Genomic DNA, 13,867 nt, shown 5'->3' with positions numbered 1-13,867 from the left:
CCCCCCGGGTTGCACCGGCCCCAGCGCCCGGTGCCCTGCCGGCCGAGGCGGCGCCTGCCTCCTACGGCGGCAACGTCGGGCCGGTGGGCAGCGCGCTGGAACGCAACCAGCTGTCGTACATCACCGGAACGCCGGCAACGACGGCCACCCAGATCCTCCTCGCGCCCGTGGTGCGTGGCATGACCGTGTCACCCGGTGAGGGGGCCTGATGAAGGGCAAGCTGTCCCGAGTGATCATCGGGCTGGTCGTCTTCCTTGTCGTCACCTCGGTGATGACATGGTTGGTGTACGAGACGCTGAAGCGGTCGGTCACCGGTGATACGAGTAACTACTCGGCAGAGTTCACCGATGTGTTCGGCCTCCGCGAGGGCGACGACGTCCGGATGGCCGGCGTCCGCGTCGGCCGGGTAATGAAGGTGGACCTCACCGAGGAGCACAGCGCCATGGTGGAGTTCGCGCTGCAGGACGAGCAGAAGATCTTCCCCGACACCGAGGCGTCGATCCTTTACCAGAACATCGTCGGCCAGCGTTATCTCGACCTGCGCCAGACTGTGGTCCCCGCGATGCGGAAAGAGGGTGCCGATCCGCTGCCGGCCGGCACCGTCATCCCGCTGGAGCGGACGATTCCGTCGTTCGACGTGGGCCTGGTGCTCAACGGTTACGAACCACTGTTCGCGACCATCGATCCGAAGGCGGCCGACCAGATCACCCTGGCCGCCGTCCAGGGCCTGCAGGGCGACAACTCGTCCTGGGCCAGCCTGATCGACCAGACCGGCAAGCTCACCGAGACCATCGCCGGCCGTGACGAACTGCTCGGCGACATGATCACCGGGATGGACCGGCTGTTCGGAACGCTGGCCGCGCAGAACGACAACATCGAGAAGACGATCGAGAACTCGAAGAACATGCTGACGACGTTCAACAGCCGCCGGCCCGAGCTCGTCGCTTCGATGGGCTCGCTGTCCCGGGTGGCGCGCTCGCTGGGTGCGGTCACCAACGAGGTGAATCCCTCGCTGCAGGCGCTGATCAAGCGGGAACCCGGCTTCGCCGCCCACCTGGTGACGATTCAGCCGCAGCTGGCGTTCATGGGCAACAACCTGCCGAAGATGCTGAAAGGCGTGGCGCGGGTCACCGGCGACGGTTCCTACATCAACGTCTACACCTGCGACCTCAACGCGCTGGGCTTCTTCCCGGGTCTCAACGATGTGACCCCGACCATCGTCGCCGCAGCGACCCCGGGGAACAAGGCAAAGTACACACCGAAGTGCAGGAACATGGCCAATGGTTGAGCGCAAGTACAAGAACACGCCTCGCAAGCGCGTCCTTGAAGACAGAAGCCGAACCTCGATCGGTCTGGTGGCCCTGGTGGTCCTCGCGGCGCTGATGGCGACCATGGTGGTCATCACCAAGATCGGCCCCGGCTACAAGCGGATCAGCGCCGACTTCATCCAGGCCGCGGCACTTCTGCCGAAGAACCCGGTGGTGGTCGCCGGCATCCCGGTTGGAACCGTAACCGGCCTTCGTCTCAACGGCGACCACGTCACGGTGGACATGAAGGTTCAGAACAACCTGCAACTCGGCAAGGACTCCCGCGCGACGATCATGGTCACCACGATCCTGGGTTCGCGCTATCTGTCCCTGACGCCGGGCGGTGGCGGACCACTGAACAACAACACCATCGATATCAACCACACCTCGGTTCCCTACGACCTGCAGGAAGCCCTGCAGGACGTGGCGATCAACTTCGGCGAGGTCAACACCGACCAGCTCGCCGCAGCCGTCGAGGCGCTCGGCCGGCAGGTACAGGACATGCCCCCGCTGGTGCCCAAGGCCATGGACAACCTGAAGAGGTTGTCGACGGTGATCACCGAGCGGCGTGACCAGTTCGGCAGCATGCTCACGACGATGGATTACGTGACCGCGACCCTGCGCCGGCAGCAGACCAGCATCGGCGGCATGATCAACCAGGGCAACGAACTGCTCGGCGAGTTCGTCGCCCGCCAGGCCGCGTTCAGTCAGATGCTGCAGGGTCTGACCGACCTGGTGAACCTCCTGGACGACACGATCGTGACCGATCGGGCGCAGATCGATTCGCTGCTGGTCAACATGAACACCCTCGCGGGTCTGGCGAACCAGCACAACGACCTGGTGCGCGGCATCTTGGAGAGCGCCCCGCTGGCCCTGCGCGGCTTGGCCAACATGACCGGAACTGGTAACGCTATGGACGCCCACTTCCCCAGCGGTCTGCTCGTGGACTCGTGGATGTGCGCGATCAGCGGCCGCGCTCAGCAATTCGAGTTGAACCCGTACTACAAGGACTGCAAGTGAAGCGCGGCAGAGGATTTCTGATCCTGGCCATCGTCGGCCTCGTGGCGGCCGGCGTCGTGGGCTTCAACGCCTGGAAGCTGGCCAAGGCGCGGACGAACAACATCACGCTGACCGCCCAATTCGACAGCTCGGCGGGTCTCTACGAGACCAACAACGTCCAAGTGCTCGGCATGAAGGTCGGCAGTGTCAAGAAGATCACCCCGAAGAAGGGCTATGTCGAGGTGGAGTTCACCGTCGACAAGAACGTCAAGATTCCCGTCGACGCCCAGGCGGTCACCCTGCAGACCTCGATCCTGGCCGAGCGGTCGGTCGAGCTGACGCCGGTGTACGCCGGCGGTGAGTACCTGCAGGACCGCGCCACCATCCCGCTGACCAAGACCAAGACCCCGGTGGAGTTCACCAAGACGCTGGACATGGTGGACCGGCTGGCGGTGTCGCTGCAGGGCGACGGCAAGGGCAACGGCGGCCTGCGCACGCTGATCGACTCCGGTGCGGCTATCGCCGACGGCAACGGCGAGCGGATCAAGTCCGCGCTCTCCGAACTGTCCAAGGCGCTCAAGCTCAGTGCCGACGGCGGGGCGCAGACCAAGGAGTCGCTGACCAAGGTCATCGATAATCTCAGCGTCCTGATGGACAGCGCGGCCGCCAATGAGGGCACGCTGCGGGAGTTCGGTTCGACCATCCGGGTGCTGTCGCAGGTGGTGGCCGACGAGGACCTCGGTGGCGGCACCACCGGCAAGCAGCTGAACCTGGTGCTGACCCAACTTGGCGACCTGCTCGACAAGAACCGGGACACCATCCGCGGTGCCGTCGAGAGCGGGAATGGCGCACTGGCGGCTGTGCTCGCCCATCAGCGTGAGCTCGCCGAGACGCTCGACATCGCACCGCTGACCCTGGACAACCTGTACAACATCATCGACCAGAAGAACGGCTCGGTGCGGGCGCACCTGTTGGTCGACAAGATTCTTTTCGACAGCCAGACCATCAAAGAGGTGTGCAACCTCATGCATCTGCGGCAATTGGGTTGCAGCACAGGCACATTGCAGGACTTCGGCCCCGACTTCGGTATCTCCTACATCCTGGACGGCCTTGCGGCGATGGGGCAGAAATGATGACCGCTAAGAAGAAATTCTCGGTCGCGCTGGCCGCGGCGGTGTCGCTGACCACCGCCGGGTGCGCCACCAACGGCCTGGCCAGCCTCCCGCTGCCCAAGCCGGGACTGAGCAGCGGTTCCGGCTACACCATCAACGCGGTATTCGAAAACGCACTGAATCTCCCCGCCTTCGCGAAGGTGCGGCTGGCCGGCGCCGATGTCGGCGAGATGCAAACCCTGGTCGCCAAGGACTACACCGCGGTCGCCAGCCTGCGGATCATGGAAGGCGTCGAGCTGCCCCAGGGCACCAACGTCGAGCTGCGATCCGCGACGCCGCTGGGTGACGTCTTCATCGCCCTCAAGCCGCCGCCGCATTCCTCCGGAGCGGCGTTGCTGAAGGACGGCGACACCGTTCCGATCGAGGACACCGCCCAAGCGGCCACGGTGGAGAACCTGCTGACCGGTGCCGCGGTTCTGGTCAACGGCGGCGCGGTGCAGAACCTCACCGACCTGATCAACGGCGCCGGTGCGGCAGCCGGCGCCGACGGTGGCAAGAACTTCCGCCAGCTGGTGGACAAGACCAATCAATTGCTCGGCACCATGGACCGGCGCACCGAACAGATCTCCGGATCCCTGGAGTCGCTGGGTGCGCTGTCCCGTCGGATCGACGAAAAGAACTACGTGCTCGCCGACGTGTTGGCCGCGACCGCCCCGGCCACCGACACGCTGGCCCTGTACACCGACCAGATCGTCGATCTGGTGAGCCAGGCCGGCGCCACCACCGAGATGGTGAACAGATTCCCGTCCGTGGCCGGCACCGATACCAGCGGCCGCAGCGTGATCGCGGACATGAACACCATCGCCGGTGCCTTCAACGACGTGGCGCTCGACCCGGACACCAGCCTGGCAGCGCTCAACCGCCTCATGCCGCCGCTCATCAAGGGCACCTCCGGCGGATCGCTGAACATCCGTGCCAGCATCGACCGGCTCGTCCTCGGGCACATCCCGGACATCGGTTTCCCCGGCGATCCCGGTTTCCACGGCCCCAAGTGGTCCACCTGGAACCAGCTCATCGGATCGTTCAAGTACACCCTGCTGCGGCTGCAGGAGCGGGTCGTCGGACGTGGTCCGAACGTTCCCCAGGTGCCGGTCATCCCGAGCCCGACAGAGGCCGGTCAGTGGCAGGTCGTCGGGCCCCCGCCCGGACCGACCGCGCCCGGTGAGTTCGTCCAGCCGGCGGGCCCCCCGCCCGGCCCGGTACTGCCGCCACCGCCCGCCCCAGCCCCAGTCCCTGCGCCGGCTCCCGCCGCGCCCGCCGCGGAGATGACGCCGTGATCGGGCCGATTGCCGACGGCATCGTCGGGACCGTCAAGTACGGCCACCGCCACAAGGCGTGGCTATCCGGGTTCGCGTTGCTGGCCGTATTCCTGATCGGCATCGCCTACCTGTCGCTCGGCGCGTTGCGGTGGAACCCGCTGAAGAGCGTCTATCACGTCAACGTCGAGCTGCCGGCTTCCGGCGGCCTGCTGGCCAATCAGGACGTCACCTTGCGCGGCATTCCGATCGGCAAGATCGAGCATCTGTCGCTCACCCCGGCCGGCGTCGATGCCCAGATCAAGCTGAAGGAAGGCATCGAGGTCTCGGAGTCGAGCAAGGCCCGGGTCGCCGGCCTGTCGGCGGCCGGTGAGCAGTACCTGGACTTCGACGGCGGCGACGGCGAGCCGCCGTTCCTGGCCGAAGGAGCCACCTTCGCTTTGGGACGCACCGAGATCCCGGTCACCCTCGGTGAACTGCTCGGGCATTCCGACGGCATGCTCAAGCAGATCGACACCGAAAAGATGGAGATCATCAAGCGCGAATTCGGCATGAGTAAGGACGGCCCGCAGAAGCTCTCCGACATCATCGAGGGCGGCACCTACCTGATCTCCACGCTGGACGGCGTCCTCCCGCAGACCACCCGGATGCTCAACACCAGCCGGACCACCCTGCAGTTGGTGTCCGACCAGCAAGAGGGCATGACGGTCGCGACCGGAAACTTCAACCAGATCTTCGGCGGAGTGAACCGGATGACCGGCGGGTTCCGGCAGCTCACCGAGCAGGCGCCGAAAACCTTCGCCGCCATCAACGGTCTGTACGACGACAACTCCGACGCGATGGTCCAGTTGCTCGGTGACCTGACCACCACCACCGAGCTGATGTACATGCGGGTACCGGCGCTCAACGCGTTGTTCCCGACCTACCGCGGTTCGCTGTTCGACGCGCTGAACAGCGTCATCCACGAAAACGGATTCTGGCTGACCGGTGACATCTACCCGCGCTACTCGTGTGACTACGGCACTCCGCGCCGTCCACCGACGTCGGCGGACTTCGAGGAGCCGTTCAAGTACACCTACTGCCGCGACGACGATCCCGCCGTGCTGATCCGTGGCGCCAAGAACGCGCCGCGGCCGGCCGGGGACGACACCTACGGTCCGCCGCCGGGTGCCGACTTGGGCGAGCGGACCACTCCCACCCCGGAGGGCAAGTTCGCCATTCCGACCCCGTACGGTGGGCCGACCCTGCCGATCGAACCGCCTCGCTGATGGCATACAGGAAGATGCGTCACAATGCCTGTCATGACTGACGAAGGAGCCGTGACCCCGAAGGCGGCTGAAGAGACCGTGGCCGTTGAAGAGACCGTGGCCGTTGAAGAAGCCGTGGCCGTTGAAGAAGCCGTGGCCGAAGTGATCGCCGATGACGAGCTGTCCGACGAGGTTGTCGTCGTCGACGCGGACGGGGTGGCCGACGAGATCGATGCGGCCGAGGAGTCGGCGGATGCCGTTGCGGTGGTGGACGCGACGGCGCCCGCTTCGGAGCGGGGGTGGCTGAAGCCCGCGCTGATCGGCGGCCTGGTGGCCTCTCTCGGAGCAGCCGGCTTCTTCGGCTGGCAGTTCGTTCAGGAGCATCAGGTCAAGGCGGCCGGTGAGGACGCCCAGCGGGCGGCGGTCACGTACGCCCAGGTGCTCACCAGTGTGGATTCCAACAAGGTCGACGAGAACTTCAAGCAGGTACTCGACGGCGCGACGGGCGAGTTCAAGGACATGTACTCGCAGTCCAGCGTGGAACTTCGCCAGTTGCTCATCGAGAACAAGGCGACCGCGCATGGTGTCGTGGTGGAGTCCGCGGTGCAGTCGGCGTCCAAGGACAAGGCGGTTGTGCTGCTGTTCGTGGACCAGTCGGTGTCCAACACCAAGCTGCCGGATCCGCGGATCGACCGGAGCCGGATGAAGATGACCTTGGAAAAGGTCGACGGTTCGTGGCGGGCAAGCAAGGTCGAGCTCCCGTAGACCAGGGAGGACAAGCTATGCGGACATCAATGCGGAAGAGCGGACTCATCGGTGCGGCCGTTGCCGTGGCGGCCTCGGTGCTGACGGCGCCCAGCGCCGGTGCTGCGGCCGCACCGTTCTGCGATCAGCTCGGCGGCCAGTGGAACGGCCAGTACTGCCACACCACGGTGCCGTCGGATCGTAAAGCCGTCCGCGAGATCAACCTCGCGATCCCGGCGGAGATCGACAACCCGGTGATCGGCGGAGCCATTGCCGACTATCTGACAACGCTGATGAACAATTGGCGCACCGCCGGCAAGGGCATGGCCCAGAACAGCCGCGGCGACGCCAATTTCCAGGTCTTCCACCGCGGCAACATCCACACGGTGGTGTTCCACGAGACCTACGACAATGAGAGCACCGGACGTTTCGAGGGTGCGGCTATCCAATCGGCCTATCGCACGTTCGCCTTCGACTCGGCGGCGGGCCGTCAGGTGCAACTGTCCGACATCGTCGACGTCAACCAGATTCCCACGCTGGGCGCCCCGTTCATCCAGGCCGCCCTCGACCAGGCTCCGCCGGCTCATCAGCCGAACACCTACCCGTTCATCGCGGAGCGGTGGACGCCGGACAAGGTGTACTCCGGCGGCTACAAGGCCTGGGCGCTGACCCCGGACGAGCTGATTCTGTACATGCCGGATTACCCGGTTGCGCGCGACTCTCCGGTCGACTTCACGCCGTACAAGTACATCTGGTCGATGACCGGCGGTGTGGTGCAACCGCACATCCCGTTGAGCGCGTTGGCGCCGGCCCTGCGCGTCTAGTCCGTCTCAGTAGCATGGCCGGGTGGATGTCGATGCTTTCGTGTTGGCCCACCAGGCCGAGTGGAAGCGGCTCGACCAGCTGGTCAAACGTCGCCGGCACCTGAGCGGTCCGCAGGTCGACGAACTCGTCGACCTCTATCAGCGGGTGTCCACCCACTTGTCCACCGTGCGGTCGGCCTCCACCGACTCAGTGCTCGTCGGCCGGCTCTCGGCGTTGGTGGCTCGGGCCCGCTCGGCGGTCACCGGCGCGCATGCTCCGCTGCGCAGCGAATTCGTCCGGTTCTGGACGGTGTCGTTTCCGGTGGTCGCCTACCGGGCGTGGCGGTGGTGGCTGACCACCGGCGTGCTGTTCTTCGCCGTCGCGGTGCTGATCGCGGTGTGGATCGCCGTCAACCCCGAGGTCCGCTCGGCGCTGGGAACTCCGGACGAACTGGACCAGCTCGTCAACCATGACTTCGCGTCGTATTACAGCGAGCATCCGGCGGCCTCCTTTGCGCTGCGGGTATGGACGAACAACTCGTGGGTGGCCGCGCAGTGCATCGCCTTCGCGGTGTTGCTCGGCATTCCGATCCCCGCGGTGCTGTTCCAGAACGCCGCCAATTTGGGCGTGTCTGCGGGCCTGATGGCCGACGCCGGCAAGCTCGACATCCTGTTCGGGTTGCTCACCCCCCACGGTCTGCTGGAACTGACCGCGGTATTTCTGGCCGGTGCCGCCGGGATGCGGCTGGGGTGGACCGTGATCGCGCCGGGTGACCGGCCACGTTCGCAGGCGATGGCCGAGCAGGGCCGCGCCGTGGTGTCCGTGGCCGTCGGCCTGGTGGCGGTGCTGCTGATCAGCGGCCTGATCGAAGCGCTCGTCACACCGTCGGGACTGCCGACGGCGGTCCGGGTGGGTATCGGCGTGCTCGCCGAGGCGCTGTTCCTGGCCTACGTGATCCACTTCGGCCGCCGGGCCGTGCGGGCGGGTGAGACCGGCGATCTCGCCGATGCCCCGGACCTGGTGCCGACCGGCTGAACGGTCACAACCGGCCGGCGGCTTTCATCGCCAGATATCGATCGGCCAGGGCCGGAGCCAGCTCGTCGGGCACGGCGTCGAGCACCTCGACACCGCAGCTCCGCAAGCGTGCGGCAATGTCGCGCCGGTCGTTGCGGGACCGTTCGGCGGCCGCCGCGTCGTAGACCTGCGCGGCATCGGCGCGGCCGGCGGCGAGTTCGGCGATCCGTGGGTCGCTGACCGCGGCGAGCAGCACCTGATGCCGGGCCGTCAGCCGGCCGAGCACCGGCAGCAGGCCCTCTTCCAGCGCCGAGGGATTCAGGTCGGTCAGCAGCACCACCAGCGCCCGGCGGCGGACCCGGCGCAGCACCGTCGCCACCATCGCGGCCGCGTCGGACTCCACCAGCGCCGGCTCCAACGGCGCCATGGCGGTAACCAGTTCGGCAAGCAGCTGCGTGCGTCCGGCGCCCACCACCGCGGCCCGCGTCACCCGGTCATGAGCAAGAAAATCGACGTGGTCGCCGGCGCGTGCCGCCAGCGCGGCCAGCAGCAGGGCGGCGTCCAATGACCAGTCCAGCCGCGGCCAGCCGCTGGGATCGCCCGCCGTCGGGTCGACACCCACTCGGCCCGCCGACGTCCGGCCGGAGTCGACGACGATCACCACGCGCCGATCGCGCTCCGGACGCCAGGTGCGCACCACCACGTCCGACCGGCGGGCGGTGGCCCGCCAGTCGATGGACCGGACATCGTCGCCGACGACGTACTCACGCAGCGAATCGAATTCGGTGCCCTGCCCGCGCACCAGGGCCGGCAGCAGGCCGTCGATCTCGCGGAACCTGGCCAGCCGGGACGGCAGGTGCTTACGCGACAGGAACGGCGGCAGCACCCGGGCCGTGCCGGGCACCGCGACCGAGTTCTGGCGGCCGGCCAGACCCAATGGTCCGATCGACCGGACGGTGACCGCGGCACTGTGGTGGTCGCCCCGCCGCAGCGGCCGCAGTGCGGTCCTCAGCGCCGCCGATGCGCCGGGGCGAAGGTCGACGGGGTGACTGCGCGGCTGAGCCCGGGTGCTCGGCGGCCAGGCGTCACGGATCCGGCCCCGGACCCTGCGGCTGCCGCCGTTGCGCACCTGCAGCACCGACTCGGCACTCTCCCCGAGTCGTGTTGAGGCTGGACCGGAACGGCTGATGTCCAGCCCGGCCGGCGGCCCCGCCAGGACGGCGTCAGCAGCCACCGCAGCGGCAAGCAGGACCGCGCAGAACAGGAAAACCATTGCCGGCCAGCGGGATACGGCGATCGGAAGAACCGCGACCAGCCCAGCCGCCGCGGCCCGCCCGGTGAGAACCACTAGCGCGGCACCGCCACCGCGGCCAGGATGCCGTCCAGCACCCCGTCGGGTGTCGCGCCCTCCAGTTCGGCCTCCGGGCGCAGCGCGACCCGATGCCGCAGCGTCGGCCGCGCCATCGCTTTGACATCGTCGGGGGTGACATACGCCCGCCCGGTCAGCCACGCCCACGCCCGGGCTGTGGCCAGCAGCGCGGTGGCCCCGCGCGGCGAGACGCCCAATTGCAGCGCCGGGGAAGTCCTTGTGGCACCGGCGATGTCGACGATGTAGGCCAGCACGTCGTCGGCCACCAGGACGCGGCGCACGGCCTCGCGGCCGGCTGCCAGTTCGGCGGGCCCGGCCACCGGCCGGATCGCCGTGAGATCGCGCGGGTCGAACCCGTGGGCGTGCCGGCTCAGGATCGCGATCTCCTGGTCGCGGGCCGGCAATCCGACGTTGAGCTTGAGCAGGAAGCGGTCCAGTTGCGCTTCGGGCAACTGGTAGGTGCCCTCGTACTCGATCGGGTTCTGGGTAGCCGCGACGATGAACGGGTCCGGCAGCGGCCGCGGCTGCCCGTCGACGCTCACCTGGCGCTCCTCCATGGCTTCCAGCAGCGCAGCCTGCGTCTTGGGCGGGGTGCGGTTGATCTCGTCGGCCAGCATCAGGTTGGTGAACACCGGTCCTTCCCGGAAGGTGAACGCGGCGGTGCGCGCGTCGTAGACCAACGACCCGGTGATATCGCCGGGCATCAGGTCCGGAGTGAACTGCACCCGCGCGAAGTCCAGTTGCAGCGCTGCCGCCAGAGCCCGCACCAGCAACGTCTTGGCCACGCCGGGAACACCTTCCAGCAGCACGTGGCCCCGGCAGAGCAGCGCGATCACCAGACCGCTGACCACCGCGTCCTGCCCGACCACCGCTTTGCCGATCTCGGTGCGAACGGCCAGCAGCGCGTCGCGCGCGGTGTCCGGCACGGCGCCGGAGGGGGGTCGGGTCACGAGTGGCTGACCTGCCTTTCGATGTCGTCGAGTGCACGGGCTAGTTCGAGCAGTTCATTGTCCGATTCCGGGGGCGGGCCGAACAGCACACCGCCGACGGCGTGTTCGTCCATCCCGCAGCGCGCAGCGAGGGTCGCCGTGAGCGCCACCTCGGAGGCGCCCGCACCCAGTCCCAGGCGCGGCGTCAGGCTGTGCAGTGCCGCGGTGCGCAGCGCCGTCGCGGCCTGGCCCCGGGCTCGACGTGACCGGTACAGCCGGGCCCGGCCCTCGACGGTCTCCGATGCTCGCACCACCACCGGAAGTCGTTCGGCGACCAGCGGTCCGAGCCGGCGGCCCTGCCACAGCGCCAGAAGCGCCACGACCAGGCCCAGCTGAAGCACCACCCAGAAGACCGATCGCGGGATCAGCTCACCGATGGTCTTGTCGGCGGCGGTCTCGCCCTGAAGTCGTTGCGGCGCATACCAGATCAGTCGCGCACGGTCACCGGCCAGATTCATCGCCAGCGCCGCGTCCCCCTGGCGCAGAAGTCCGCCGTTGGTCATGAAGTCCGCAGACCCCACGACGGTGATGGTGCGGCCATCGGCGGTGTAGCGAACGAGTGCGCCGCCGTAGCACCGCGTCACCGGACCGTCCCGCTCGTAGGTGATCGCGTCGGCGAAGGCCACTGTTCCGGCGCGTTGCGCCTCGCGCAGATCGCAGCCCGGTCGGTCAGCCGGACGCCCGTCGGCGCTGATCCGTATTCCGGGTGCCAGTGCCTCCCGGCTCTTGACCGTCGGCTCGACCACAAGCCGGTCGCCAGGGACTGCCGCCAGGCGGCCGAGCAGTTCGGCGCCACGGGTGTTGGCGGTCTCGGCGACCAGCAGCAGGCTGTCGGGGCGCGCCGCGCGTTCGACGTCGGGCACGGTGTCGGCCACCACCACGTCGACGCCGCGCTCCCGCAGCAAGGCGATCAGGGCGTGCCCACCGAGGGGGGAGGTGGCATCGGGGTCCATCCGTCCGCCGATCCGCGGTGCGGTGAGCCAGGCGCTGAGCACCGCCAGGGCGGTGATGGCGGTCAGTGCCAGTAGCACCCAGCGGCCGGTGCGCCAGCGTCGGCGGATCACGGCTGCGCCGCCGCATGCCGGCGCAGCCGGTCATCGAGGCTGCTGACCAGCCGGTAGTCGGACTCGGTGCCCGGCTGCTGACCGTAGGTGACGTCGTTGAATATGTTTGCCGCGGATGTGAATTCGGCGGCAAGTTCCGGCATTGCCATGCCGGCGTGCTGAGCCAGCTCGCCGGCGGTGCGGCCCGGGACCGGTGTCAGCACGCCGTCCTCTTCGAGCTCGCGCCCGACGGCGCGGACCCGTTGCCGGATGGCGACCGCCCAGTCACCCTGCGCGGCGCTCTGATCGGCCCGGACACGATGGTCGGCCGCGCTCATCACCTGGCTGCCGTACAGCCGACCGGAGCCGCCGTCGCCCATGGTGCGCCGGAGGATTCGCGCCGCGACCACGAGGGCGCCGAACACCAGCAGGCCCAGGACCGCCACGGTCAGCCATCCGCCGGGCAGCATCGTGGCGGTATCCATCAGCCGGTGCAGCAGATCGTTGAGCCACACCCCGATCCGGTCGCTCAGCGACGGTTTGGGGTAGATCGGATTGGCCAGCTCCCGGGCGGCGGCGTCGTGCGCCGTATCCCGGTCGACATCGATGACCGGCACGCCTGACTACCGTCTCGCCCGGAGCATCACTGATGCAGCCACACCGCATCGTCCTGGTTGGGCGAGGCGGCCATCAAGGCGAAGTCGAAAGCCTCAGAGCGGATCCGGGCGTCGACGTAGAGCAGCGTCGCAACCCCGGCGGTGAAGGGCGTGGTGATGATCTGGCCGATCGCCTGCCCGATGCCGGCGATGGCGGTACCTCCCACCGTCGGCCGCCCCGCGGACTCGCCGATGGTGAGCACCTGACCGGCGATTTGGAAGGGCACCGCGACCGCGCCGCTCACCAGAGCCGCGACCACTGCGGCCAGCAGCAGGATGCCCAGGACGCGCCAGAACCGCGGCCGGCACAACGCCACGGACCGCCGGATCGCCGCAATGACGCCTTTGTGTTCCAGCACCACCGCGGCCGGAGCCAGGGCGAGCAGGGCGTACAGCGCCGCCAGCCCGGCCAGCGAGGCCAGCACCAACGGCACCCCGAGCAGTGCGGCGACGACGCCGCCGGCGGCGTTGGCTGCGGCGACGACAATGAGCACCACAACTCCGACGAGCAACGCGATGACGGCGACCTGCAGCAGAGTCAGTCCGATCAGCGCGGGCAGCCGGCCCCGCGCCCGGCGCCACGCCTCCCCGGCGGTGATCCGACCCCCCACCACCGAGCGGGCCACGATCGTGGTCAGCAGTCCCGAGAGCAGTGTGGTCGTCAGCAGCAGTGCGGCGCCCCCGGTCACCACGCCGGCCGCGCTGGCCGCGTTGCCGCCGATCCCGGTGGCGGCCAGCCCGGTGAGGAAACCGATGACCGTGGTGAGCAGCACGATGACGGTTGTCAGACCGAGCGTCGGCTTGGGGTTGGCCCGCACGTAACCCACCGCGCCGTTGAAGATGTCGCTCAGCGACAGCGGGCGCAGCGGGATCACGCCGGGCTTCCATGCGGGCGCGCCCGGATATGGGCTGTATCCGGGCGCGGGGTAGCCGAACGCAGGCGGGGGATAGGGCGGATAACCGGGATAGCCGGGGTAACCGGCCGGAGGTGGTGGCGGATAACCGCCGTCCCAGGGATTGGGCTGGTGCGGCCAGCCGGGCGGCGGCCCGACCGGGCCGGGAGGGGGCGCGGTCACCTGCCCGCCCTGCGGAGTTCGCTCACTTTGCCATCCTGCCCAGCGATGGAGCTTTTCTCAAACCGGTCGTCGAACTGATCGGCCGACCAGGGTAGATCCCGCGTAGCGTAAAGCGGCATGGCGGAACTTAAGGATCGGCTGCGATCCGACCTCACCGACGCGATGAAAAACCGGGACAAGTTGCGCACCGC

The 13,867-nt window shown here is 68.2% G+C and carries 14 protein-coding genes and 1 pseudogene; 9 read left to right on the top strand and 6 right to left on the bottom strand.

Annotation, left to right across the window (positions count from 1 at the left end; translation table 11 throughout):
• The 9 genes and pseudogenes from ADBZ6I_RS10250 to ADBZ6I_RS10210 all read left to right on the top strand — a co-directional run.
• Positions 1-209: pseudogene (locus ADBZ6I_RS10250) on the top strand (mammalian cell entry protein); the annotation flags it as partial.
• Positions 209-1,288, top strand: a complete 1,080-nt coding sequence (locus ADBZ6I_RS10245) for an MlaD family protein (protein WP_526383430.1) — start codon at positions 209-211, stop codon at positions 1,286-1,288. The pseudogene ADBZ6I_RS10250 and the gene ADBZ6I_RS10245, both read left to right, overlap by 1 nt.
• Positions 1,281-2,327, top strand: coding sequence for an MCE family protein (locus ADBZ6I_RS10240; RefSeq protein WP_526383428.1), 1,047 nt, complete (start codon positions 1,281-1,283; stop codon positions 2,325-2,327). The genes ADBZ6I_RS10245 and ADBZ6I_RS10240 overlap by 8 nt, the downstream gene beginning before the upstream one ends.
• Entirely contained in the window at positions 2,318-3,439 is a 1,122-nt protein-coding gene (locus tag ADBZ6I_RS10235) for an MCE family protein (RefSeq protein ID WP_526383432.1), read from the top strand. The genes ADBZ6I_RS10240 and ADBZ6I_RS10235 overlap by 10 nt, the downstream gene beginning before the upstream one ends.
• Positions 3,436-4,755 (top strand): MlaD family protein, encoded by a 1,320-nt coding sequence (locus ADBZ6I_RS10230; RefSeq protein WP_526383426.1) that lies wholly within the window; start codon positions 3,436-3,438, stop codon positions 4,753-4,755. The genes ADBZ6I_RS10235 and ADBZ6I_RS10230 overlap by 4 nt, the downstream gene beginning before the upstream one ends.
• Complete coding sequence (locus ADBZ6I_RS10225; RefSeq protein ID WP_526383424.1) at positions 4,752-6,002, top strand: MlaD family protein; 1,251 nt, start codon at positions 4,752-4,754, stop codon at positions 6,000-6,002. The genes ADBZ6I_RS10230 and ADBZ6I_RS10225 overlap by 4 nt, the downstream gene beginning before the upstream one ends.
• 33 nt (positions 6,003-6,035) lie before the next feature.
• On the top strand, positions 6,036-6,746 hold the full coding sequence (locus ADBZ6I_RS10220; protein ID WP_526383422.1) for an Rv1363c family protein: 711 nt from the start codon (positions 6,036-6,038) through the stop codon (positions 6,744-6,746).
• 29 nt (positions 6,747-6,775) lie between these two features.
• Positions 6,776-7,549, top strand: a complete 774-nt coding sequence (locus ADBZ6I_RS10215) for a DUF3298 domain-containing protein (protein ID WP_526383420.1) — start codon at positions 6,776-6,778, stop codon at positions 7,547-7,549.
• Between the two features lie 22 nt (positions 7,550-7,571).
• The gene (locus ADBZ6I_RS10210) at positions 7,572-8,564 is read left to right on the top strand and encodes a stage II sporulation protein M (RefSeq protein ID WP_526383418.1); all 993 of its coding nucleotides are present in this window, start codon (positions 7,572-7,574) and stop codon (positions 8,562-8,564) included.
• A 4-nt stretch (positions 8,565-8,568) separates the two neighbouring features.
• Here ADBZ6I_RS10210 and ADBZ6I_RS10205 read toward each other — a convergent pair whose 3' ends face one another.
• The 6 genes from ADBZ6I_RS10205 to ADBZ6I_RS10180 all read right to left on the bottom strand — a co-directional run.
• A complete protein-coding gene (locus tag ADBZ6I_RS10205) occupies positions 8,569-9,891 on the bottom strand; it encodes a DUF58 domain-containing protein (RefSeq protein ID WP_526383416.1) in 1,323 nt (440 codons plus the stop codon).
• Positions 9,891-10,862 (bottom strand): AAA family ATPase, encoded by a 972-nt coding sequence (locus ADBZ6I_RS10200; protein ID WP_526383414.1) that lies wholly within the window; start codon positions 10,860-10,862, stop codon positions 9,891-9,893. Before ADBZ6I_RS10200 ends, ADBZ6I_RS10205 begins: the two co-directional genes overlap by 1 nt.
• A complete protein-coding gene (locus ADBZ6I_RS10195) occupies positions 10,859-11,965 on the bottom strand; it encodes a DUF4350 domain-containing protein (protein WP_526383412.1) in 1,107 nt (368 codons plus the stop codon). The genes ADBZ6I_RS10200 and ADBZ6I_RS10195 overlap by 4 nt, the downstream gene beginning before the upstream one ends.
• Positions 11,962-12,561 carry a DUF4129 domain-containing protein gene (locus ADBZ6I_RS10190; RefSeq protein WP_526383410.1) on the bottom strand — a complete coding sequence of 200 codons (600 nt, stop codon included), beginning with the start codon at positions 12,559-12,561 and terminating at the stop codon, positions 11,962-11,964. The genes ADBZ6I_RS10195 and ADBZ6I_RS10190 overlap by 4 nt, the downstream gene beginning before the upstream one ends.
• A 26-nt stretch (positions 12,562-12,587) precedes the next feature.
• Entirely contained in the window at positions 12,588-13,676 is a 1,089-nt protein-coding gene (locus ADBZ6I_RS10185; RefSeq protein ID WP_526383408.1) for a DUF7847 domain-containing protein, read from the bottom strand.
• Positions 13,673-13,867 (bottom strand): hypothetical protein (locus ADBZ6I_RS10180; RefSeq protein ID WP_526383406.1); only part of this gene is annotated, 195 nt, incomplete at its 5' end. The genes ADBZ6I_RS10180 and ADBZ6I_RS10185, both read right to left, overlap by 4 nt.

This window comes from Mycobacterium sp. (assembly GCF_044342925.1).
In the GTDB taxonomy this organism is placed as follows: domain Bacteria; phylum Actinomycetota; class Actinomycetes; order Mycobacteriales; family Mycobacteriaceae; genus Mycobacterium.
Note: the sequence above shows the minus strand (reverse complement) of the source record. Positions and strands in the feature narration are given on the sequence as shown.